Origin of the sequence: Streptomyces sp. NPDC053076, assembly GCF_044546845.1 — a bacterium.
Classification (GTDB): Bacteria; Actinomycetota; Actinomycetes; order Streptomycetales; family Streptomycetaceae; genus Streptomyces.
The window spans coordinates 1,314,018-1,336,437 of the sequence record NZ_JBITZL010000001.1 but is presented as its reverse complement, the minus strand read 5'-3'; the positions used below and the strand labels follow the sequence as shown (position 1 = coordinate 1,336,437).

General features: G+C 72.7%; 21 protein-coding genes, 2 pseudogenes and 1 riboswitch. Of the genes and pseudogenes, 9 read left to right on the top strand and 14 right to left on the bottom strand.

All coding sequences use genetic code 11. From position 1 onward, the window contains the following. The first annotated feature begins 76 nt into the window (after positions 1–76). A complete protein-coding gene (locus ACIGYR_RS05350; protein WP_399601433.1) occupies positions 77–2,842 on the top strand; it encodes a hypothetical protein in 2,766 nt (921 codons plus the stop codon). Positions 2,843–2,863: 21 nt separating this feature from the next. Here the strand turns inward: ACIGYR_RS05350 and ACIGYR_RS05345 are convergent, their stop codons facing one another. Further along, complete coding sequence (locus ACIGYR_RS05345; protein WP_399601430.1) at positions 2,864–3,250, bottom strand: PPOX class F420-dependent oxidoreductase; 387 nt, start codon at positions 3,248–3,250, stop codon at positions 2,864–2,866. A 471-nt stretch (positions 3,251–3,721) separates the two neighbouring features. Here ACIGYR_RS05345 and ACIGYR_RS05340 point away from each other — a divergent pair, with 471 nt between their 5' ends. After that, positions 3,722–4,552, top strand: coding sequence for an SAM-dependent methyltransferase (locus tag ACIGYR_RS05340; RefSeq protein ID WP_399601428.1), 831 nt, complete (start codon positions 3,722–3,724; stop codon positions 4,550–4,552). A gap of 121 nt (positions 4,553–4,673) precedes the next feature. Continuing rightward, a complete protein-coding gene (locus ACIGYR_RS05335) occupies positions 4,674–6,059 on the top strand; it encodes a S1 family peptidase (protein ID WP_399601425.1) in 1,386 nt (461 codons plus the stop codon). Between the two features lie 136 nt (positions 6,060–6,195). Here the strand turns inward: ACIGYR_RS05335 and ACIGYR_RS05330 are convergent, their stop codons facing one another. Next, entirely contained in the window at positions 6,196–6,381 is a 186-nt protein-coding gene (locus tag ACIGYR_RS05330; RefSeq protein WP_391837561.1) for a hypothetical protein, read from the bottom strand. A gap of 99 nt (positions 6,382–6,480) precedes the next feature. After that, positions 6,481–6,876, bottom strand: a pseudogene (locus ACIGYR_RS05325) (ROK family protein); the annotation flags it as partial. Between ACIGYR_RS05325 and ACIGYR_RS05320 the strand changes: the two are divergent. Next, positions 6,848–7,090, top strand: coding sequence for a hypothetical protein (locus tag ACIGYR_RS05320; RefSeq protein WP_399601422.1), 243 nt, complete (start codon positions 6,848–6,850; stop codon positions 7,088–7,090). The pseudogene ACIGYR_RS05325 and the gene ACIGYR_RS05320 sit on opposite strands and share 29 nt — an antisense overlap. A gap of 15 nt (positions 7,091–7,105) precedes the next feature. Here ACIGYR_RS05320 and ACIGYR_RS05315 read toward each other — a convergent pair whose 3' ends face one another. Next, a complete protein-coding gene (locus ACIGYR_RS05315) occupies positions 7,106–7,801 on the bottom strand; it encodes a L,D-transpeptidase family protein (RefSeq protein WP_391837565.1) in 696 nt (231 codons plus the stop codon). 155 nt (positions 7,802–7,956) lie between these two features. Continuing rightward, entirely contained in the window at positions 7,957–9,345 is a 1,389-nt protein-coding gene (locus tag ACIGYR_RS05310) for a PLP-dependent aminotransferase family protein (protein WP_399601419.1), read from the bottom strand. A 75-nt stretch (positions 9,346–9,420) separates the two neighbouring features. On the opposite strand from ACIGYR_RS05310, the gene ACIGYR_RS05305 reads away from it, so the two are divergent. Then, the gene (locus tag ACIGYR_RS05305; protein ID WP_399601416.1) at positions 9,421–10,809 is read left to right on the top strand and encodes a pyridoxal phosphate-dependent decarboxylase family protein; all 1,389 of its coding nucleotides are present in this window, start codon (positions 9,421–9,423) and stop codon (positions 10,807–10,809) included. Positions 10,810–11,050: 241 nt separating this feature from the next. Here ACIGYR_RS05305 and ACIGYR_RS05300 read toward each other — a convergent pair. The 4 genes and pseudogenes from ACIGYR_RS05300 to ACIGYR_RS05285 all read right to left on the bottom strand — a co-directional run. Then, positions 11,051–11,173 (bottom strand): annotated as a pseudogene (locus ACIGYR_RS05300) (short-chain dehydrogenase); the annotation flags it as partial. Next, a complete protein-coding gene (locus tag ACIGYR_RS05295; protein ID WP_391837571.1) occupies positions 11,169–11,798 on the bottom strand; it encodes an MBL fold metallo-hydrolase in 630 nt (209 codons plus the stop codon). The gene ACIGYR_RS05295 and the pseudogene ACIGYR_RS05300, both read right to left, overlap by 5 nt. Continuing rightward, positions 11,798–12,886: an S-(hydroxymethyl)mycothiol dehydrogenase gene (locus ACIGYR_RS05290; protein ID WP_391837573.1), complete on the bottom strand. Its 1,089-nt coding sequence runs from the start codon at positions 12,884–12,886 to the stop codon at positions 11,798–11,800. The genes ACIGYR_RS05295 and ACIGYR_RS05290 overlap by 1 nt, the downstream gene beginning before the upstream one ends. Positions 12,887–13,133: 247 nt before the next feature. Next, positions 13,134–13,319 (bottom strand): hypothetical protein, encoded by a 186-nt coding sequence (locus ACIGYR_RS05285; RefSeq protein ID WP_399601413.1) that lies wholly within the window; start codon positions 13,317–13,319, stop codon positions 13,134–13,136. Between the two features lie 282 nt (positions 13,320–13,601). Here ACIGYR_RS05285 and ACIGYR_RS05280 point away from each other — a divergent pair, with 282 nt between their 5' ends. After that, positions 13,602–13,967 carry a nuclear transport factor 2 family protein gene (locus ACIGYR_RS05280; RefSeq protein WP_391837574.1) on the top strand — a complete coding sequence of 122 codons (366 nt, stop codon included), beginning with the start codon at positions 13,602–13,604 and terminating at the stop codon, positions 13,965–13,967. A gap of 173 nt (positions 13,968–14,140) precedes the next feature. Further along, a riboswitch (ZMP/ZTP riboswitch) is annotated at positions 14,141–14,221 on the top strand. Between the two features lie 26 nt (positions 14,222–14,247). Beyond that, positions 14,248–15,111: a bifunctional 5,10-methylenetetrahydrofolate dehydrogenase/5,10-methenyltetrahydrofolate cyclohydrolase gene (locus ACIGYR_RS05275; RefSeq protein ID WP_399601409.1), complete on the top strand. Its 864-nt coding sequence runs from the start codon at positions 14,248–14,250 to the stop codon at positions 15,109–15,111. 94 nt (positions 15,112–15,205) lie between these two features. Here the strand turns inward: ACIGYR_RS05275 and ACIGYR_RS05270 are convergent, their stop codons facing one another. Continuing rightward, positions 15,206–15,328, bottom strand: a complete 123-nt coding sequence (locus ACIGYR_RS05270) for a hypothetical protein (protein WP_391837578.1) — start codon at positions 15,326–15,328, stop codon at positions 15,206–15,208. A gap of 259 nt (positions 15,329–15,587) precedes the next feature. Here ACIGYR_RS05270 and ACIGYR_RS05265 point away from each other — a divergent pair, with 259 nt between their 5' ends. After that, positions 15,588–16,817 (top strand): glycosyltransferase, encoded by a 1,230-nt coding sequence (locus ACIGYR_RS05265; protein WP_399602319.1) that lies wholly within the window; start codon positions 15,588–15,590, stop codon positions 16,815–16,817. Between the two features lie 42 nt (positions 16,818–16,859). On the opposite strand, the gene ACIGYR_RS05260 is transcribed toward ACIGYR_RS05265, so the two are convergent. After that, positions 16,860–17,885 (bottom strand): alcohol dehydrogenase catalytic domain-containing protein, encoded by a 1,026-nt coding sequence (locus ACIGYR_RS05260; RefSeq protein WP_391837580.1) that lies wholly within the window; start codon positions 17,883–17,885, stop codon positions 16,860–16,862. A 122-nt stretch (positions 17,886–18,007) separates the two neighbouring features. After that, on the bottom strand, positions 18,008–18,670 hold the full coding sequence (locus tag ACIGYR_RS05255; protein WP_391837582.1) for a TetR/AcrR family transcriptional regulator: 663 nt from the start codon (positions 18,668–18,670) through the stop codon (positions 18,008–18,010). Between the two features lie 140 nt (positions 18,671–18,810). Here ACIGYR_RS05255 and ACIGYR_RS05250 point away from each other — a divergent pair, with 140 nt between their 5' ends. After that, the gene (locus tag ACIGYR_RS05250; RefSeq protein WP_399601404.1) at positions 18,811–20,064 is read left to right on the top strand and encodes a YncE family protein; all 1,254 of its coding nucleotides are present in this window, start codon (positions 18,811–18,813) and stop codon (positions 20,062–20,064) included. A gap of 67 nt (positions 20,065–20,131) precedes the next feature. Here ACIGYR_RS05250 and ACIGYR_RS05245 read toward each other — a convergent pair whose 3' ends face one another. Beyond that, positions 20,132–21,988 carry an endoglycosylceramidase gene (locus ACIGYR_RS05245; protein ID WP_399601402.1) on the bottom strand — a complete coding sequence of 619 codons (1,857 nt, stop codon included), beginning with the start codon at positions 21,986–21,988 and terminating at the stop codon, positions 20,132–20,134. A 75-nt stretch (positions 21,989–22,063) separates the two neighbouring features. Next, on the bottom strand, positions 22,064–22,258 hold the full coding sequence (locus ACIGYR_RS05240) for a hypothetical protein (protein ID WP_399601400.1): 195 nt from the start codon (positions 22,256–22,258) through the stop codon (positions 22,064–22,066). Between the last annotated feature and the right edge of the window lie 162 nt (positions 22,259–22,420).

Below are 22,420 nucleotides of genomic sequence, written 5' to 3'. Positions count from 1 at the left end.
CTCCGCTTTCCATCCTCGGGAGCGAGGGACGCCCGGGACGGCCGGGCCGTCCGAGGTCGGGGTTCGAGGAGGAACAGTGGTCCGTGCCCGGCGCATATGGGTGACCGCCACCGCGTTGCTCGCGGTGGCGGGGGCATCCCCGGGGGTGGCAGTCGCCCACTCTCAACCACCAGGCGTTGCAGGGGGATCGACGACTCAGGACGGCTCTCCACTGCCGCCGGGGTGGCGGCTGACCGGTGGGGAGTCGGCGCCCCAGCTGGTGTGGCGGTCGGACCGGCCGGTACCGATGGGCGACGCCCGCGTCGAATTCCGCTCCGCGGGACGGCTGTTGGGTGTGCCGCGACCGGGTGCCGACGGACACACGTTCCGGCTGCCGCTCGACGGACGGCACGCGACGGAGCTGCACGGGCTCCAGGTGTGGTCCGGCGGACAGCGGTTGGACCGGCGGGAGCCGGGCGGTGCCGTGGCGGCCGCCCGGTTGCCGGCCCCGCTCCCGGCGAACGGCGTGGATCCGGGCAAACCCGGCACCTACCGCACCAAGTCCGGGGAGTACGGGCTGACATCGGTCCGGCTGCCGGGTCTCGCGGCTCCCGTGGAGATGCGCGCGGTGGTCGTCGCACCGGTCGGCGCGTCCGGCAAGCGTCCCCTCGCGCTGTTCCTGCACGGCCGTCACGCCACCTGCTACAAGGGACGCGAGGACGTCACCGGCGACTGGCCCTGCAAGTCCGGCACCAAGCCGGTGCCGAGTCACCGCGGGTACCTGCGCGACCAGAAGCTGCTGGCCTCACAGGGCTATGTCACCGTGTCGATCTCGGCCAACGGCATCAACGGGCAGGACTTCGCCGCGGAGGACGGCGGGGCGCAGGCGCGGTCGTCGCTGGTGCGGCTGCACCTGGCCCGCTGGGCCGGCTGGGCCGAACACCCCGAGACGGCACCGAAGGTGGTCCGTGAGGCGCCCCGCGCCGATCTGTCGCGGGTGCTGCTGGTCGGCCACTCGCGAGGCGGGGAGGGCGTCAACCGGGCCGCGCTGGACAGCCTCGCCCCGCCGCCCGCCGACCAGGACGGCTATCACGGGCCGGTGCGCTGGCACATCCGGGGCACGGTCCTCATCGGCCCGACCGTCTTCGGACAGAACCCGGTGCCCGACGTCCCGTCGGTGAGCATCCTGCCGGGCTGCGACGGTGACGTCTCCGACCTCCAGGGCCAGGTGTACGTCGACGGCACCCGGGCGGTCAGCAACGGCACCGCGCTGCACAGCGCGGTGTACGTGATCGGCGCCAACCACAACTTCTTCAACTCGGAGTGGACGCCGGGCCAGGCCGCGGCGCCCGCCGAGGACGACTTCTCCGACGACCCGCAGCACCACGACCCGGTGTGCGCCGAACGGGCCGCCACCCGGCTGACGGCGGACCAGCAGCACCGGGCCGGTTCCACGTACATCGCCGCCGCCGCGCGGCTGTTCCTCACGGGCGACGACCGGGTTCGGCCGCTGCTGGACGGCTCCGGCAGGCGGGCGCCGTCGGCGGACCCGGCGCGGGTGCTGAGCCACGCGGTGGGTGCCCGCCGGGGTGGCGGGTTCCTGCCGGACGGCGGGGTGTCGGTGACCGGCGGCAAGCTGTGCGCCGCGGTGGACCCGAGCCCGGCCAAGGCCTGTCTGGGCGAGGGGACCAAGGGCTCCTCGCCGCACTTCGCGTACTGGGAGACCGACCGGGAGGCCGGTCGGCAGGCGATCGCGCTGCGCTGGACGCGCGCCGGCACCCCGGCCCGGGTGACCGCCAGGACGCCGGTGTCGCTGTCCGGGTCCACCGCGCTGCGACTGCGGCTGTTCGTGCCGCCGAACTCCCGGGGCACGCAGCTGGACGTGGCTCTGACCGACGCCTCCGGCAAGAAGGCGAAGCTCGGCCGGGTCAAGCTCGACGGACTGCCGGGCAGTGAACGGACCGCCTCGTACTGGGCGCAGGAACTGCGCGTGCCGCTGACGGCGGCGACCGGCGCCGGGCTCGACCTGGGTTCGGTCAAGTCCCTGGAGCTGACACCGCGTTCGGCGTCGGGACGGGCCTGGCTCATGGACGCGTGGGGCTGGCGGCCCGGGACCCCCGCGGTGCGCACCGACGCGCTGCCGCGCGTGGACGTCGGGCGGACGACCGTCGACGAGGGTGACTCGGGCGTGCGGACCTACCGGGTCCCGGTGCGGGTGACGGGCCGGGGCGGCAGCGGCCAGGTCCGCTTGTACGTCACCGACCCGGCCACCGGCAAGGCCAAGGACCGGCTGGTGACGGTGCGTCCGGGTGCTCAGGACGTCGACGTACCGGTCGAGGTGAAGGGCAACAAGCGGTACGGCACCGATGTGTCGTACGACGTGCTGGTCAAGGCGGTCCACGGCGCGGTCGTGGGCTCCTACCGGGGCGGGATCACCGTCCACGACGACGACCCGGCGCCGACCATGACCGTCACGCCTGTCGCCGGCAAGGTGACCGAGGGGCAGTCGCTGAAGTGGCGGGTGTCGCTGTCCGAGGCTGTGGACGTGGACATGAGCGCCGCGTTCGAGGTCGTGCCGGCCACCGCGCCGGAGCTGTCCACCAAGGACGTCCCGGCCGCCTGGCTGCGCGACATGACCGGGGAGAAGCCCGACCCGGTGCGTCCGCTGTCCAAGGTGTACGGGCTCTACCTGTGGACGGACATCCCGGCGGGCCGCACCAGCGCGGACATCACCCTGCCCACGGTCAAGGACCGGGTCCGGGAGTCCACGGAGTCGGTGCGGTTCCGGCAGATCGACCCCCGGACCGGGGAGCCGCAGACCGGCGGCCTCGAGCTGTCGGGGTCGGTACTGAACGCGTCGTAGGACGCGCGGGGCGGGTGGCCCTCACTCCCCGAGGGTCACCCGGATGCCGACCGTGCCGTGCTGTCCGCGCCGGAGCCGGCTGCCCAGCAGGGTGAGGCGGCCCACGAGGCCGTACTTGCGGGCGATGAGGTTCCGGTAGCGGGCGGTGGTGGCCGGGTCGGTGATCTCGGCCCTGGCCGGCAGCTGGTCACCGGTGGGGTTGCCGCGCACGTCGCAGGGGCCGACGAGAACGCCGGGGCGGTGCCGGATCCTCTTGACCTTCCAGCTGTCGGCGACCGTCCACACGCCCAGGGCGTCGTCGTCCCGGACCACCCACACCGGGGTGGCCACGGGAGTGCCGTTCTTGCGGAAGCTGGTCAGCAGCAGGTACTTGCCGGAGCCGAGCCGGTCGAGCCGCGTGTCGTCCATGTCGGCAGTCTAGGAGGCGACCGGGCCGGTGAACGAGGGTCAGGCACCGGCCCGCGCACAGCCGGACGCCGCCCGCCGGACGGGCCGGCCGGTGGCGGCGCCCGCAGCGTCCAGCACAGAGCGGCCGCCATCCGCCGTACCTCCTCGGTGAGGATCCCGGGCGAGGCGGCAAGGCTGAGGCGTACGTGCCCCGCGCCGCCGGTGCCGAACGGACGTCGCAGCCGCTCCAGGCCGAGCGCGCGCAGCGGATCCGGCACGCCGGGTGTGTCGTGCGGGATGCCGGTCATGTGGGCTCAGGACAGGCGGCCGTGGGGTGAGCCGGACGGTAGCGGCGGGCCGTCCGAGCGCGGGCAGACGGTGGCAGGGGAATTCCCCGGCCGGGCAGCGGAGATCAACTAGGGCGTCTAGATTGCGTCCTGCACGGTGTATCTCTCGTCAGGCATCTCATCAGGCATCCAGGAGCTGACCCACGTGACCGACAACCCGGCAGCCACCAACGACGTGGCCGTGTCGCTGCGTGCCCGCATCAACACCGGCCAGCCGCACACCGCCCGGATCTGGAACTACTGGCTCGGCGGCAAGGACAACTACGAGGTCGACCGCGCGGCCGGCGACCAGATCCGCCAACTGCACCCGGGCATCGGCGAGTACGCGCGCGCCGACCGGCTCTTCCTCGGCCGTGCGGTACGCCATCTGGTGGGTGAGGTCGGCATCCGGCAGTTCCTGGACATCGGCACCGGGCTGCCCACCGCCGACAACACGCACGAGGTGGCGCAGCGGATCGCGCGGGAGTCCCGGATCGTGTACGTCGACAACGACCCGCTCGTCCTCGCGCATGCGCGTGCCCTGCTGACCAGCACGCCCGAGGGCCGTACCGACTACCTGGACGAGGACCTGCGCAACGTCGACGCCATCCTCGAACACGCCGCGCGCACGCTGGACTTCAGTCAGCCGGTGGCTCTGATGCTGCTCGGCGTGGCCATCTTCATCGGTGACGAGGAGGATCCGTTCGGCCTGGTACGGCAGTTGACGGACCGCTTGCCGTCGGGCAGCCATCTGGTGCTGTCGCACACCATCACCAGCCCGTCGATGCCAGACGTGGACGAGGCGGTGAAGTTCTGGAACGAGCACGGCACTCCGAAGCTCACACAGCGCACGCCCGAGGACGTGGCCCGGTTCTTCGACGGGCTGGAGCTGCTGGAGCCGGGCGTGGTGTCCTGCTCGCGCTGGCGCCCCGAGAACGACCACGGGGCCGAGCCGGAGGAGGTCGCCATGTTCGGCGGGGTGGCCCGCAAGAACTGAGCGCCCCCGTCGGTGAACGCGGCCGTCGCGGACGCCGTATCCAGAAGCGGGCCCTCGACGATCCGAGGGCTCCGCGGTGCCGGTTGGGGCACCGCGCGTCCGGCGGCTTCGGGAGCCATGCATGCGGCACGCACGACGACGGGTCGTCCGGCGAGTGACACGGCTGGCGGCGGTCGGCGGACTCCTCCTGGGGGGTGCGATGGTCACCCAGGCGGCCATGGCGAGCGAGACTCCGCCGGCGCCCGCCAGAACGCTCAGCTCCGCCTCGGGCCCCGGGAACACCGGCGCCGCGCTGGTCGCGCGGCTCGGCACCGCCCGGACGGCGGGCAGCTGGATCGGCGCCGACGGGCGTGCGGTCGTGGCGGTGACCGACGAGTCGGCGGCACGGGCGGTCCGGCGGGCCGGGGCCGAGGCGAAGGTCGTGACGCACAGCATGAACGAGCTGAGGTCGGCGACGGCCACGCTGCGTTCGGCGCCACGGGTGGCGGGTACGGCCTGGGCGGTGGACTACCGGACCAACCGGGTCGTGGTGCGGGCGGACCGCACGGTGTCCGCCGGTGACTGGTCGCGGCTGACCGGGGTCGCCGACAAGATCGGTGGTTTTGTGCACATGGAGCGCACGAAGGGTACGTTCACCACGCGGTTGAACGGTGCCCAGCCGATCCTGTCGACCGGCGGTCGCTGCTCGGCGGGGTTCAACGTCACCAACGGGCAGTCCGACTTCATCCTCACGGCCGGCCACTGCGGGCCCGCCGGGTCCACCTGGTTCGCCGACAACCGGGGCGACCGGCAGCTCGGCTCCACCGTGAACAGCGCCTTTCCGGGCAGCGACTTCTCACTCGTGCAATACGCCGCCGGGAAGGCCGGGGAGGGCGCCGACGTCGTCGCGATCGGCGGCGGCAAGGGCGTGCGGATCACCGGGGCCGCCGATGCGGCGGTCGGACAGCGGGTGTTCCGCAGCGGCAGCACCAGCGGGCTGCACGACGGCCGGGTCACCGCGCTGAACGCGACCGTCAACTATCCCGAGGGGACGGTCACCGGGCTCATCGAGACCGATGTGTGCGCCGAGCCCGGCGACAGCGGTGGCCCGATGTTCTCCGAGGGCATCGCGCTCGGTGTCACCTCGGGCGGCAACGGCGACTGCACGACCGGTGGGACGACGTTCTTCCAGCCGGTGACCAAGGCGCTGGCGACGCTCGGGGTCCGGCTGATCGTGTCGGCGCAGAACGCCGGCGGCGCCCAGGGCGGCTCACCCTCCGCCGCGCCGTCGGCCCCCGCGAACCAGGGCGCGATGGCCCCCAGCGCGGCCTCACCCGGCTCCTCGGCGCCGGTCACGGGCGGCTCCGAGGGCAACACCCTGCTGGCGCGGCTGACGGACACCCGGAACGTCGGTCCCGGCCTGCTGGTCATCGCGGGCAGTCTGATCGCGTTGGTCGCGACCCGGTACATCCGGGCGGAGCAGGACCGCAAGGCGTACCAGCGGTACTACTCGGCGACGTGGGGCTGAGCAGAGCGGCGGGGCCCCGGGCACGCCAGTAAGGGCACCCGTGCGATCACGGGTGCCCTCGGCGGTACGGCGCGGTGCGCGCGGGTCGGTCAGGCCGCCCGGTGCGACTGTGGGGCTGCGGCGGGCGCGGGGTCGGTCAGGCCGCCCGGTGCGGTTGCGGGGCCGCGGCGGCCCACTCCATCACGAGGCGCTGGTACTGCGCGCGCTGCTCGGTGGTCAGTGTCCCGCCCGCCCGGCGCCACAGCGCCCGGATCTCCTCGTTGACCTCCGCGGCCGATCGCTCGGAGACGGTTTCAACAGTGGTGGACATGCTGTGAAGCATATGCCGACCGAGGTGAAGGCATTGTGAGTAAGTAGCCGCGATATGGACATTTCGGACCGTGTTACTCATCACGTCAATGAGTCGACCGGAAGGGGGAGTTCACTGCCCGGTCAGGCCGAGCACCAGCACCTGGATCGCCAGAACGGCGGCCCCGCGCGCCCAGTCGTGGAAGTCGGACACCTTCGTCTCCAGGTCCACCGGGGCGGCCATCGGGTGCCGGTGGGCGCGGATGGTGTCGCGGACTGTGTTTCCGGCCACATCCATCAGGCCGACGCCCTCCCCGGCGAGCCGGATCTTCCGCGGCATCGCGAAGTCGGCGATCTGCGCGACCACGATGCCGAGGGCCCGAGCGGCCTCGCCGACGACCCGGGAGGCCATGGGCTCGCCCCTTGCGGCACCGGCGAGGATCTCCTCGTAATCGGCGTCCCGGCCCGTGGCGGCGCTGATCCGGTAGAGGATGCCGGGGATGGTGAGCAACGACACGGCGCCCCCCTTCCTCGTAGGCGTACCAGTACAGCGGCGGCGCGGACTGGAAGGCGACCGCCAGCTATCCCCCGCTGCTGTACCCGACGCACTCGGTGGGCGGGGTGCTCGGGGCCTGGCGGACGCCGCCCGCTACACCCTGCCGGGCATCATCGCGCACGAGTCGGCACGGCAGGGCGGGGTGCGGCTGAAGATCCCGGACCTCGGGGACGCCCCCGACGCGTGAGGGACCGAGGCGGGCTCAGGTGCCCGGCTTGCGGCCGTAGACGAAGACGTCGTCACCGTTCTTCAGCAGCGACCAGTACTTCTTGGCGTCCTTCGTGGTCATATTGACGCAGCCGTGCGAACCGGGCGGGTTCCACATGCTCAGGCCCACCGAGTGGAAGGCCTGACCACCGTTGAAGAACTGGCTGTAGGGCATCGGCACGTCGTAGATGTTCGAGACGTGGTCGATGTCCCGCCAGTAGATCTTCTTCAGGCCGGTGCGGGTCTCGTAGCCGTCGCGTCCGGTACGCACCGGCACCGGGCCGTAGACCAGCCGGTTGCCGTCCTGGATCCAGCTGAGCTGGAGCGTGAGGTTCACGCAGGCGATCCGGCCCTTGTTCGTCGGGCACTTGCCGTCCTTGTTCGGCTTGTTGCCGACGGCCTTCTGCTTGTTCATCAGGTCCATCACGCCCCAGGTGACGGGACCGGCGTAGCCGATGTCGGGCGTGATGCCGTGCTTGTCCTGGAAGGCCCGGATGGCCGTGCAGTCGGCGGCGGACTGCTTGCCGTCGACCGGCCGGCCGAGGAACTTCTCCACCTGCTTCTGGTACGGCCCCGTCGTCGTGGTGCAGCTCGCTGCCTGAGCCGGTGCCGCGGTGAAGGCGAGCGCGAGCGGCGCCACCAGTCCCGTGACGCCCAGCGCGACGACGCCTCGTCTGCCTATGCCCCCCATGGCGGCCTCTCCCTCTTCCCCTTGTCCGATTCTGCGGTTCGCCCGGGCCTTCGCCCGGGGTCCTCCCAGCGCGATTCCCGCGGTCTCGGACTACTAGACCCGGCAGGGCGGAGCATGGTTGTGTTTCCGGTCAGGCTGTGACGAAACGGTGAAGTTCAGACCGTACAACACGCCCTCAGCAGCCCGACGGCCCGGGTCAGGGTCTCCGGGGTCGCCGTGAACGGCAGGCGGAGGTGGTGCGCGAGGGTGGTCCGGTCGGCGCTGAAGTGGGGGCCGGGGGTGACCGCGAGGCCGCGTGAGGCGGCCCGGGCCGCGAGGTCCGTGGCGCGCGGGCCCGCGCCGCCCAGGTGCAGCCACAGGGTCAGCCCGCCCGCCGGGACCGTGCAAGTCCATCCGGTGCCGGCGAGCAGCGTGGCGAGGTGGTCGCGCTGGGCGCGCAGCCGGGCCCGCCGGTCCGCGAGCACCGACGGGAGCGGTTCGCCGAGCAGTTCGGCGGCGATGAGCTGTTCCAGGGGCGGCGGCGCGAGCTGGGCCTGGAGCGGACTGAGCCGCAGTTGTCGTACGAGGTCCGCGGTGGCCCGGATCCAGCCGACCCGGAGGCCGCTCCACAGGGTCTTGCTCGCGGAGCCGATCTGGATCACGCGCGCCCCGGCGAGGTGGGGTTCGGTGCCGGGCGGTGTTCTCAGGTCCAGGTCGCGCATGGTCTCGTCGGCGAGGACGGTCAGTCCATGGCGGTCGGCGAGCGCGGAGACCGCCCGGCGCGCGGTCGCGGTCATATGGGCACCGGTCGGGTTGTGGAAGTCGGGGACCAGGTAGGCCAGTCGGGGCCGGTGCCGGCGTACGGCGGCGGTGAGGTGTGCGATGTCCCAGCCGTCCGCGGCCGAGACGGGGACCGGCAGCAGGCGGGCCCGGCGGGCGCGCAGCACGGCGAGGGCACCGGGGTAGGCGGGGTTCTCCACCACCACCGGTGCCCTGCGGTCGGTGTGCAGGTGGTCCAGCAGCAGGGTCAGGGCGGCCTGGGCGCCGGCGGTGACCAGGATCTGTTCGGGGCGGGTGGCGAGGCCGGCGCTGCTGTAACGGTCCGCCAGGAGTTCGCGGAGCCGGGGCAGGCCGGCCGTGGCGACACCGGAGTCGACGAGCAGGGGTGCGCTCAGCTCCGCGGCACGGGCGAGGGCGGCGCGGTAGGCGTCGTGGGGCGCGGCGGTCACCGCGAGGGTGAGGTCCAGGTCGGCGTCGGGGGCGCCGCCCCGGTCGAGGGACCAGGGGGTGGTGCGCTCGGTGAGGCGGGCGGGCAGGCGCACGGCGCTGCCGCTGCCGTGCCGGGTGTGCAGCCAGCCGTCGGCGCGCAGCAGGCTGAGCGCGGCGACCACCGTGCCGCGGCTCAGGTGCAGCGTGCGGGCCAGTTGCCGTTCCGAGGGCAGGCGGGTGCCTACCGGCAGCCGGCCGTCGGCCACGGCGTCCCGGACCGCCGCGGCCAGGGTGCGCGCGAGGGGTCCGGGCCGGGCGCGCCAGTCGCCGAGCGCGGCGACGAATCCATAGTCCACCGGTCCAGTTTTCCTGGTCCAGTCGGTACGAGGTGGACCAGGCAGCGGCATCCGCCGCCGTCTACGCTGCGCCGCATGCACCGGACTCTCGCCGACGATCTCTCCCGGCTCCCCGAACTGCTCCAGGCCGCCCGTGACATCGCCGCCCGGGAGGCGGTGGGGCTGGCCGACCGGCCGGTGGCCGCGCCCGGCCGGAGTCCCGAGCGGGTCCCGCTCCCGGCCGAGGGCGCGGGGGGCGAGGGCGCCCTCGCGCGGTTCACCCAGCGGTGGGCGCCCGGCTTCTCCGGTTCCGCCGGCCCGCGCTACCTCGGGTTCGTCACCGGCGGTGCGACGCCCGCGTCCGTGGCCGGGGACTGGCTGACGTCCGCGTTCGACCAGAACCTGTCCGGGGCGGGCGGCTCCTGGGGGCAGGAACTGGAGCGGGAGACGGTGGCATGGCTGCGCGAGCTGTTCGGGCTGGGCGAGGCGCACAGCGGGGCGTTCGTGACGGGCGCCACCATGTCCACCACGGTCGGACTGGCCATCGGGCGGGAGTGGGCCGGGGAACGGCTGGGCGTGGACGTCTCCCGGGAGGGTGCCGCGGCACTGGGGCCGCTCGAGGTGCTCTCGGGCAGCCCGCACTCCAGTGTCGCGAAGGCGATGTCGGTGCTGGGACTGGGCCGGGACCGGTTGCGGCAGGTGCCGCTGCTGTCCGGCAACCGGGAGGCCGTCGACGTGGCCGCGCTGGAGGCGGCGCTGGCCGAGCGGGCGGGCCGGCCGGTGATCGTCGTCGCGAACGCGGGCACCGTGAACACCGTCGACTTCGACGACCTGCGGGCGATCACTGCGCTGAAGGAGCGGTACGACTTCTGGCTGCACGTGGACGGAGCGTTCGGCGCCTTCGCCGCGCTCTCCCCGGAGCACGCCGGACTGGTCGACGGGCTGGACGCGGCCGACTCGGTCTGCGTGGACCTGCACAAGTGGCTCAACGTCCCCTATGACGCGGCCGTCCAGTTCACCCGGCGCCGCGATCTGCAGGTGGCGGTGTTCCACAACACCTCGCCGTATCTCGGCCTGCCGGCGGGCGAGCCCGACTTCCTGCATCTGACACCGGAGAACTCGCGTCGGCTGCGGGCGCTGCCGGCCTGGTTCTCGATGGTGGCCTACGGGCGGGCCGGGCACCGGGAGATCGTGGAGCGCAACGTGGCCCTGGCCCGCCGGCTCGGCGCGGGTGTCGAGGCGCTGCCGGGCCTGCGGCTGCTGGCTCCGGTCCGGCTCAACGTGGTCTGCTTCACGCTCGCCGCGGACCCGTCGCAGGAGCGGGTGGCGCAGCTGGCCCGGGCGGTGGCCGCGTCCGGGGAGGCGTATGTGACGCCGACGGTGTACGGCGGGGTGCCCGGGCTGCGCGCGGCGTTCAGCAACTGGCGCACCACCGAGGCCGACACCGATCGGGTGCTTCAGGTGCTGGCGACGGCCTCGGGCTGACGGCCAGGACAGCGGCACGAAACCGGCACCCGGGCGGCCTTCGGCCGGCGGCCAGGACAACGGCACGGGAACCCCCCGCGGCCTGTGACCGGCGGCCAGGACAGCGGTACGGGAACCGGTGCCCCGGGCGGCCTGGGGCTGCGGGTCAGGAGGCGTCCCGTACGGCGGTGTGGAAGCCGGTGGGACCCGGCAAGCCGGCGGACACCGCGGGCGCCGGATCCTGCACCTCCGCCAGGTACCGGTCCAGGTGGTCGCCCGGTACGCCGATGCCCCGCCCGCCGGAAGCCGTGACGAGGTCGGCGGTGTCCTCGATGATCTCGGGGCGGTCGCACTCGGAGCGGTGGGCACGGGTGCATCCGTCAGTGCCCGCGCTCGATCCACTCCTTCAGGTGGGGCGCCTCCGCGGCGATGGTCGTGCTGTCCCCGTGCCCGGTGAGGACCTTGGTCTCCGGGGGGAGGGTGAGGAGCCGGTCGCGGATGGAGTCGATGATCGTCGGGAAGTGGGAGTAGGAGCGTCCCGTGGCGCCAGGGCCGCCCTGGAAGAGGGTGTCGCCCGTGAAGACGGTGCCGAGGCCGGGGTCGTACAGGCAGACGGCGCCAGGGGCGTGTCCCGGGGTGTGCAGGACGGTGAGGTCGGCGCCGGCCGCCTCGATGACCTGACCGTCCTGGAGGTGCCGGTCGGGGTCGCGATCCGGGTGGGTCTGCCGCCACAGCGTCAGGTCGTCGGGGTGCAGCCAGATGGTGGCGCCGGTACGGGCGGCGAGTTCCGGTGCCGCGTTGACGTGGTCGTTGTGGGCGTGCGTGCACACGATCGCGGTGAGCCGCCGGTCGTCGACGGCGCGGACGATGGCCTCGGCGTCGTGGGCGGCGTCGATGACGATCACCTCCCGCTCGTCGCCGACGATCCACACGTTGTTCTCGACGTCCCAGGTGCCGCCGTCGAGGGTGAACTGTCCGGAGGTGACGAGGCGTTCGATGCGTACGGTCATCACAGCACCACCACCGAACGCAGCACGTCGCCCTGGTGCATCCGCTCGAACGCCTTCTCCACCTCGTCGAGTCCGATGGTCTCGGTGACGAACGCGTCGAGCGGCAGGCGGCCTTGCAGGTGCAGGTCGATCAGCATGGGGAAGTCGCGGCTGGGCAGACAGTCGCCGTACCAGCTGGACTTCAGGGCGCCGCCGCGTCCGAAGACGTCCAGCAGGGGCAGTTCGAGCTTCATCTCGGGGGTGGGGACGCCGACGAGGACGACGGTGCCGGCGAGGTCGCGGGCGTAGAAAGCCTGCTTGTAGGTCTCGGGGCGGCCGACGGCCTCGATGACGACGTCGGCGCCGAAGCCGCCGGTCAGCTCGCGGATCGCCTCGACCGGGTCGGTCTCCTTGGAGTTGACGGTGTGGGTGGCGCCCAGGCCGCGGGCCTTGGCGAGCTTGCGGTCGTCGATGTCCACGGCGATGATCTTCGCCGCGCCGGCGAGGTTCGCTCCGGCGACCGCCGCGCCGCCGACACCGCCGCAGCCGATGACGGCGACCGAGTCGCCCCGGCCGACGTTCCCGGTGTTGATCGCCGCGCCGAGGCCGGCCATCACCCCGCAGCCGAGGAGACCCGCGACGGCCGGGGAGACGGCCGGGTCGACCTTGGTGCACTGCCCGGCCGCCACCAGCGTCTTCTCGGCGAAGGCGCCGATACCGAGGGCCGGGGAGAGCTCCTGCCCGGTGGCGGCGAGCGTCATCTTCTGCCGGGCGTTGTGGGTGTTGAAGCAGTACCAGGGCCGCCCGCGCAGGCAGGCCCGGCACTGGCCGCACACGGCACGCCAGTTGAGGACGACGAAGTCGCCGGGGGCGATGTCGGTGACGCCCTCACCGACTGACTCCACGACACCGGCGGCCTCGTGGCCGAGCAGGAAGGGGAAGTCGTCCGAGATGCCGCCCTGCTTGTAGTGCAGATCGGTGTGACAGACCCCGCATGCCTGGACGCGTACGACGGCTTCGCCGGGCCCGGGGTCCGGCACCACGATCGTCTCGACCCGTAGGGGCTCGTCCTTGCCCGGTGCGATCACGCCGCGTACTTCCTGCGCCATGGTCTGGTCCCTTCTTCGATTGCCTTCGCCGCCGACCCTACGCGCGACCGCTCGGTAGCGGGACGGACCACGACGGTGATCGTGGATCTTTCCGCCACCCGCGATCATGGATCCTTCCGCCGGCGTGCGGGAGTTGGGGACGAATACCGGGGTCGTCCGCGACGAGACCCGCTCACCCGCCTCCCCCTCCGCCCTGGCAGCGGTGAGGGCCGCCCCTGCCGGGACGGCCCTCGGGTCCGGCGGCGGGTCAGGCCTCGACGGCCGGCAGCAGGCCCGTCACGGGCGCCACCAGACCGGCGACCTGCCACAGCTCGTTGAGCCGGTTCAGCTCGTTCACCTGGTTCAGCGCCCCCGCCTGCTCGGAGACCCGCGGGACCCCGGCCTCGTACTCGGCCGGGATGTCGCTGACGGTGAGCGATTCGAGCACGGCCATGGGACTGATCTTCCCGGTGTCCGGTGCGCTCGCGTCGGCCGCGTTCGCCGGCGGCGCGGCAAGACCGGTGACCCCGGCGGCGAGACCGAGGGCGGCGACGTTGGCATCATGTCCTCGGCAATGGCTCCGGGCCCCGGCCGGACACGGGCGGCGGGACGCGCTCACCTGTGAGGCGGAGCGCAGCGGCTGCGCTTGCCGAGCCCGCCGGGGCGGAGGAGTCTCGAAGACGGGGACCCGCGCGGCCCGCCCCCGGACGGCCGCGGGCACCTGAAGGAGGTCACCATGGGTACCACGGCGGGATCCGCTTTCGACACCGAGACACTGCGCCGGGGCATAGAGGGGAACACCGGCAACACCCTGCTGTCCCTCTACACGGACGACGCGGAGATCCGCATCGTCGACCGCAACAACCAGCCGAGTCACCCCACGGTCCTGCACGGCCGCGGCCAGATCGCCGAGTTGCTGGACGACGTCTACAGCCGCGACATGACCCACAAGCTGGACAGGTGCGTGGTCCAGGGTGACCAAGTCGCCTACAGCGAGTCGTGCGAGTACGGGGACGGCACCCGGGTGCTCGCCGAGTCGATGCTCACCCTGCGGGACGGCAAGATCGCCGATCAGCTCATCATCCAGGCCTGGGACGAGTAGGACACCCGGCCCGGTACGGCGGCGCCGGGAGCGTGCCGCGGGTCCGGGCCACCTCACGGCCGGCCTGGACCTTTCCGGTGCCGGCCGTACTCGCCGGGCACGCCGGAGGCGTCCCTCACCGATGCGGGTCCGGGCGGGGGGTACGAGGGTCGTAGGAACGCTCGGCTACGCTGTACGCGGGCCGTGACTGGCGCTGAGGTGGAGCACCACCGGGGAGCGGTCCGTGGTGATTGCCGCGCGCCTGGGCGAGGAGAATCGATCCAGCTCAGGAGTGTGCAGCATGACTCAGGCCCGTCTGATGGACAGCACCGCGCTCGCCCGTCGCATCGTCGAGAACACCGCGCGGCAGGCCGCCGGTCTCACCGAGCGGACCGGGACGGCACCGTGTCTGGCGACCGTGCTGGTCGGCGAGGACCCGGCGTCCGTGACGTACGTCCGCATGAAGCAGAACCGCTGCCGCAAGGCCGGCATCGAGTCGCGTCACGTGGCTCTGCCCGCGGCCACGTCCACCGCCGAACTCGTCGGCACACTGCGCGACTTGTCGGCCGACCCGGGTGTGCACGGCATACTGCTGCAGCACCCGATGGGCGGCCACATCGACGAGCGGGCCGCGTTCGAGGCGATCGCGCCGGAGAAGGACGTGGACGGTGTCACCTTCGCCTCGTTCGCCACGATGAGCTTCGGACTGCCGGGCTTCGTCTCCTGCACGCCGGGCGGCATCCTGCGGCTGCTGGACGAGTACGGCGTCGACCCGGCCGGGAAGCGGGCCGTGGTGGTGGGCCGCAGCGCGATCCTCGGCAAGCCGGTGGGCATGCTGCTGCTGGCCCGGGACGCGACCGTCACGTACTGCCACTCGCGCACCCGGGACCTGTCGGCGGCGGTCCGCGAGGCCGACATCGTCGTCGCCGCGGTCGGCCGGCCGCGGCTGATCGGGGGGCAGGACATCAAGCCGGGCGCGGTCGTGATCGACGCGGGCTACAACGCGGGGAACGTGGGCGACGTCGACTTCGACTCCGCCGTGGAACGGGCCGCGCTGATCACGCCGGTGCCGGGCGGGGTGGGTCCGATGACGATCGCCACGCTGCTGGAGCAGACCGTCGAGGCCGCCGCCCGGCAGCTCGGCGCACAACTGCTCAGCGCATAGCGGTTCGGCGCACAGCGTCTCAGCACGCGGCCGTTCAGCGCACAGCGGCTCAGCAGACAGCCGTTCAGCGCACAGCGGCCCGGCCCCCGGCGGCTCAGCGCATCCAGGCGGCGTACTGCATCACGTCCCCGGCCTTGAGGCCGTACTCGGGTTCGGCCTTGGCGGCGGTCATCTCCAGGCCCAGCACCGCTCCGGTGGACGGGGCCATGATCAGCATGCGCCGGACGCCGCTGGGCTCGCACGGCCGAGCGGGCGCAGGAACTGCGCACGGCGTACGAGTCCCGTTACCGGGCGCTGCGCCGACGTTTGCCGGCCTGCCGTGTGCTGGGATGCACGCTGCTGGCGGCGGCACTGGTGGTGTCGGTCGCCGCCCAGGGCCGTGAGGTCAACGGCCGCGTCCGGCGGCGTACGGAAAGGGCCGTCGAGGCGCATTGGAGCGCGAGGCCGTCATACTGGCCGTCGTGCGCGTTGCGATCATGACGGCGGGATCCCGGGGCGACGCCGCCCCCTACACCGGTCTCGGGCACCGGCTCGCCCTGGCCGGGCACGAGGTCACCCTGGTCACCCACGGCCGCTTCGAGCCGCTGGTGACGGGTTCGGCGGTGCGGTTCCACGCGCTGCCGGTGGATCCACTGGCGGAACTCCGGTCCCCGCGAGGCCGGGGACTGGGCCGCAGCACGAGCGGCGCCGGGAAGCTGCTGCGGCTGGGGGACCTGGCCCGGCGCACGGCCGGACAGCTGACCGAGGCCCTGCTCGCCGCGGCACACCGCAGCGACGTCCTGCTGCTGTCCGCCTCCCTGGCTCCGCTCGGGCATGCGATCGCCGAGGGGCTGCGGCTGCCGAGTCTCGGTGTCTATCTGCAACCCGTCGCCGCCACACGGGAGTTCGCCCCGCCGGTGCTCGGCGGCGGCGCCTGGGGCGGGCCGGTCAACCATCTGGCCGGGCAGGGGGTGAGCCTGGCCGTGGAGCAGGTCTTCGCCGGTACCGTACCCGCCGTGCGTGAGCGGCTCGGCCTTCCGCGGGTACGCACCGGTGCCGCGCGGCGGGCGCGGGAGCGGCGGCACTGGCCGGTGCACCACGGTTTCAGTCCCCTGGTGGTCCCCCGGCCCGGTGACTGGCGGGCGGGTCTGGAGGTGAGCGGCTACTGGTGGCCCTACGACACCGGGGCACGGCTTCCGGGGGTGGTGGAGGAGTTCCTCGACGCCGGCCCGCCGCCGGTCTTCGTCGGGCTGGGCAGCGCCACCGTGCCGGACGCCCGGCTGCTCAGCGCGCGGGTGGTGGCGGCGCTGCGCCGGGCCGGGCTGCGCGGGGTGATCCAGCGCGGCTGGGGCGGGCTCGCGGCCGACGGCGACGACATGCTGACCATCGGCGAGGTGCCGCACTCGGCGCTCTTCGGACGGATGGCCGCCGTGATCCACCACGCGGGAGCGGGCACCACGGCGGCAGGGCTGCGCGCCGGGGTGCCGGCCGTGCCGGTCCCGGTCCAGTTCGACGCGGGATTCTGGTCGGCCCGGCTGGTCGCCCTGGGCGTCGCCCCGGCCGTCGTACCGCTGCGCCGCCTGACCGTGGACGCGCTGGCCTCGGCCCTCGTGCGGGCCACGCGGGACGCGGGGTACCGGCGGCGCGCCCATGCCCTGGGGGCCCGCATCCGGGAGGAGGACGGCACCGCGCCGGTCCTCACCGCGCTCGACCGGCTGGCCGGCTGACCATGCCGGCCGGCAGGTCGCCGAACGGATTCTGACGTGGGGTCAGCCCGTGCTGAGCACCATCCGGAAACGGGCGCCGCCGGAGAGCATCTTCTGGTACGCGCCGTCCGCGTCGTCCAGCGGCACGATCTCGGTCATGGGGCGGATGCCGTGCAGGGCGCTGAAGGCCATGGTGTCCTCCACGTCCTGCGAGGTGCCGGAGGGGTGGCCGCGCACGACACGGCCGGTCATGAGCAACTGGGCCGGGCTGATGCCGAGCGGCGTGGTGTCCGCGCCGATGGCCACCAGTTCGCCGCGCGGGGCCAGACCGTCCACCGTGGCCGTGATGGCCTCGGAGTTCCCCGCGGTGGCCAGGACGACTCCGGCACCGCCGAGGGACTGGAGCGCCTCGGCGACCGGGGTGCCGGAGGTGCTGTCGATGTAGTGGTGGGCGCCCAGTTGCTTGGCGAAGTCGGCCTTCGCGGGGCCCCGGGCGATCCCCACGGTCTCGAAGCCCATCGCGACCGCGTACTGCACCCCGAGGTGTCCCAGACCGCCGAGACCGAGGACCGCGACCAGGTCGCCCGGCCGGGCGGAGCTGCGCCGTAGCCCGTTGAACGTGGTCACGCCCGCGCAGGCCATCGGCCCGGCATCGCTCGCCGCCAGCCCCTCGGGGATGCGGGCCAGCGCGTCGACGGGTGCGATCACCTTCTCGCCGAAGCCCCCGTCATAGGTCCAGCCGGGAACCTTGAGGTTCCGGCAGACGATGAAGTCGCCCTCGCGGCAGGGCTTGCAGTGGCCGCAGCTGCCGCCGAACCAGCCGACGGCCACCCGGTCGCCGGCCTGCCAGCCACGCTCCTGCACACCGTCGCCCAGCTCCTCGATGCGCCCGGCGATCTCGTGCCCGGGCACCTCCGGGAACGACACGCCCGGTAGCCCGCCGCTCACGAAGAGAGCGTCACTGTGGCAGACCCCGCACGCTTCCACGGCGATCCTGACGTGTCCGGGCCCCGGCTGCTGGACCTCACGCTCGACCAGCTTGAAGGTGCCGTTCGGAGCGGTCACCTGCGCGGCTCGATAGGTACTCATGACACTCTCCGAGAACGGTACGACAGCCCCCACACCCAGCACACCAGTTCCGGCCCTATCCCGCGCGCCGAGCGGCTCCCGTCCCCGCTGACCTGCGCGGCCCGGCAACCCGGCCCCTGGGGTCACTGGTCTCCCGGTCGCCAGCCCTCCGGCCGGAGCATCCCCAGCAGCAGCCTGACCAGCTCGTCCACCACCTCGTCCAGCGTGGCGTCCACCCAGCCGGCGGTCCAGTCGTGCAACAGGCCGTTGACGCTGCCGATGAAGGCCGTGGCCGCCAGGCGGTAGTCGCGTGGCGCCGCCTCCCCGCGGGCCACGGCCGCATCCGCCTCGGCGCGGATGAGGTCGACCCAGCGGGCCCGTCGGGCGAGGCGCTGCTCCTCCAGCCGGGCGCTGACGCCGATGATCTCCACGAAGGCGATGCGGCTGCGGCGTGGGTCGGAGGTGACGTCGTGGGCGTAGGCCGTGAAGAGCACGGCGACGCGGTCGGCCAGCGGCAGACCGTCCGCGCCGGCGAGCGCGGCCACGACGGCCCGTTCGGCCCAGCCGTTGACCTGGAGGTGGAGCGCGGCGAGGACGTCCTCCAGGGTGCGGAACTCCTCGTAGAACTGGCGGGTGGACAGGCCCGCCGCCTGGCTCAGCGCGGCGACCGTGGTGCCCCGGTAGCCGGGTGCGTCGCCGAACAGTTGCAGCGCCGCGTCCAGGAAGCGGCGGCGCCGCTCGGCCTGCCGTTCCGCCGCGGACCGGCCGCCGTAGCGTCCTGTCGGCGCTCTGAGCCTGCCCCCCACGCCTCCCCCTCCGTCTCCCCGCCGGTCGTCCAATCTTGGCGTGCACACATCTTGCCGAGAAGACCACCCCTTCCTTACTTTTCAGTAAGTCCACTGTGAATGCGCCCGTGTTCAGATTCTTCCGAGGAAAGAGAGCCGTCATGGCTGTCCCCAGAAGCAGGCACCTGTGCTCCGTGGCCGCCGCCCTCGTCCTGACCGTCGCCGGCCCGGCGACCGCCGCCTCCGCAGCGTCCGCCGCTCCCGCCGGCCTGCGCGAGGTGCTGTTCGTCGGCAACAACTGGGACGGCACCGCCGATGTCATCAGATCGTCCGGCGACTTCGCGAAGATCGGCCGCATCGACGTCGTCCCGGACAAGGACGCCCGGATGGCGGAGATCAACGCGGACCCGATCAAGTGGATCTACTTCCAGGCGATCCGCAACAGCGTCGGCGAGGGCCACGACCAGTTCGCCGACGACATGTACTCGACTCCGGACGGCAGGTCGGTGGTGGTGTCCCGGCCGAGCTTCGCGGATGTCGTCTCCATCGACCTGGCCAGCGGGAAGGTCAACTGGCGCTTCCCCGTGTCCGGTTACCGGGCCGACCACATGGCGGTCTCCCCGGACGGCACCCGGGTGGCGGTCTCCGCCTCGACCGCGAACACCGTGCACGTGCTGGACATCGACACCGGCACACAGCTGGGGTCGTTCGCGACCGGTGACAAGCCGCACGAGAACATCTTCACCAAGGACGGCAAGTACATCTGGAACATGTCCATCGGCGACGTCAACACCGCCCTGGACGATCCGGGCTGGGACTGGACCAAGGGCGATCGGCACATCACGGTCGTGGACGCGACGACGTACAAGCGCGTGAAGGTCGTCGACATGCGGCAGCGGCTGGACGCGTTCGGCCTGCGGGACTTCTCCGACGCGGTCCGTCCGGCCGTGTTCTCCGCCGACGAGTCCAAGCTGTACTTCCAGGTGTCGTTCTTCAACGGCTTCCTGGAGTACGACGTCGCCACCGACAAGATCGCCAGGATGAAGACCCTGCCGAAGAACCCGGCCACCAGCGAGGACCGCACCACCTGGGTCAACGACTCGCGCCACCACGGAATCTCGATGAACCCCGAGGGCACCAAGCTGTGCGTCGCGGGCACCATGGACGACTACGCCGCGGTGGTCGACCGTGCCTCGCTGGAGGAGGGGCCGCTGATCACGGCGTCCAAGCCGTACTGGGCGACGGTCAGCGGGGACGGCAAGGACTGCATCGTCTCCGAGAGCGGCGCCGACCAGGTGACGGCGATCGACTTCGCCACGGGCCGGAAGGTGACGTCGGTCCCGGTCGGTGACCACCCGCAGCGCGTGCGACTGGGGCACGTGCAGTCCGACTGGACAGGCCCGAAGGGCAGTTGAGTTCCGGCTGACCGGTCATCAGACGTGGCCTCCGGGGTGTCCCCACTCGCCCCGGAGGCCACTTTCGTCAGAACCGGGCCGCCGTCCACGCGGCCAGCTCGGTCCTCGCCGCGGTCAGCAGGTCCGCCGCGGGCGCCGTGGCTCCGGCGGTGACCAGCGCGTAGTGCGCCACACCGGAGTCGGAGTCGGTGAGCAGCAGCCGCCGGCTGCCGGTGCCGCCCGGTTCCGGGGCCACGGCGACCGGGGTGGCGGAGTCGTACGCGGGCGGGGCGTGCACGGTGCCCAGGTCGGAGACGACGGTGGTGGTGGCGGTGGGGAAGGACGCCGGCAGGTGCAGTTCGGTGGGGGCCGTGCCGTCGCCGGAGCGCCACACGAGCACGCCGTACTGGCCGGAGCCCACCAGTTTCGCCACGTTCGGCAGGGAAGCCGGCACCGGGTTCCAGGTGAGGACGGCGGAGCCGTCACGGGAGCGGTCCTCGTAGGTGAAGGCGAGGGCGGTGCCCGCGGTGGCGCCCGGGTAGAGGCGGTCCAGGAGACGGGCGTCCTGACGCAGCACGGCGTTCCCGGAGTCGTCGAGCCGTACCGCCGACAGATCCTCGTCGTTCCAGGCGTCCTTGGCGGTGAGCACCTTGTCGGGGTTGCCGTTCATCGGCTCGTGGTGCCGGCCGCTGTAGAGGTCCCACTGCCACTGGGAACCGGAGAGCACCGGACCGGAGGCGGCCGGGCCGGACCACCAGCTCCTGCCGGGCAGGCGGGAGTCGAGAGCCTGGTACATGGCCTTCAGGACGGTCGGTGCCTTGTCGGACACCGTGCCGGACAGGGGGTGGCCGAACTCGCTGACCACAGCGGCGGTACCGGCGGCCGACGCGCGGTCGCGGACGGTGGCGAAGTCGGTGGCGTACTGGCCGTCGGCCGCCTTGCCCCACATCAGGATGCCGGAGATGGCCTTCTGGTCGTAGAAGTGGGTGTTGAAGACGTACGCGGGGCCGAGCGTGCCGGTGTCCAGCAGGCCGCCCTCCTGTTTCTGGGTGGGGATGCCGGCGTTCCAGAAGAGGTTCGGCTCGACGAGCGCGGGCTTGTCCCGCCAGCCGGCGGCGTCCATGCGGGCACGGAACCTGACGTAGAACGGCCAGAGCAGATCACGCTCCCAGGTCCGGGAGCCCTGCCCGGAGTCGTAGCTTCCCGCGTAGGGCTCGTTGTACGGGTCGAAGCCGGTGATGCCCGCGAACTCCTCGCTGGACAGGTGCTGTCGCAGGTGCTCCATGGTGGCCTGGGCGGTGGTCAGGAAGGCGTCCTGGAGACCGTGGGCGTTGTGCCAGAAGTCGTACTGAGCCTTCCGCACGGCCGCGTTCTGGGTGATGTTCTGGCCCCAGAAGAGGCATATCCCGCAGGATTCCTTCGGGTAGCCTCCTTCGTCCACGGCCCACTTGGGGGCGCCGTCGCCGGTGTACCAGCTGCCCGTGCCGAAGAGGTACCGGGAGTACAGGTCCTGGTGGAAGTCGGGGTAGACGCGGATGCCCGCGTCCAGGAACGCGCGTATCTGTTCGGTGGCCGCGGCCAGGTAGGCGGAGTCCACCTGGCCGCGCACGGGCTCGGCGTGCGCCCAGGAGAGCAGGAAGCGGACCGCGTTGCCGCCGCCGAGGGCGCGCAGCGCGGTCGCGGACTTCCGGGCGTCGGCGAGCGAGGCGTAGGGCAGGCCGCCGTTCTCCTCCAGTTTGGTCTCGCCGGAGACGTTGTAGCCGCGCAGGACGATCTCCCGGCCCTGGCCGTCGGTGAACCGGCCGCCCCGCACGGTCAGCGCAGCGCCGTCGAACCACAGGGAGTCGGAAGGGGTGGCGGCGGTGGCGGGCGGGGCCCCCGCCACCGTCAGGGATCCGCAGAGGACGACCAGGACAGCCAGCAGACGCACCCGGATGTTCGGCATGCCCACCACGGTCCGGCGCTCCCCCGGCGGCGTCAATAGATCCTGACCCAGCAGTAAGTTGACTATCGGTCAGTTCTACTGGTTCACGCCGCGCCGCCCGAAGTGGTGTTCGTGCCACCGCTCGGGCGCGCCGGGCGCGCCGTCGAGCCGGATGCCGCCGCGGCGGCACACCTTGACGAGCCGGGCCGCCCCGCGCTGATCGTCCGGGGAGGTCGGCGAGCACGCCGCCGTCCCGGTCCGCCGGCCTCCGGACATGCCTGCAGCGCGCACCCGAGGGCCTCCTGCGGGACGGCGGGCCGGAGCGGTGCGGCGGGAGGCTGACACCACAGCAATGGATCAACATTCAACAGATCCCCGCCGTAGCACTCGCCGCCACCAAGGGGCGGACTTAGAGTGACGTACATCACGCCAGCCTGGCTGGTTCCCCACTCC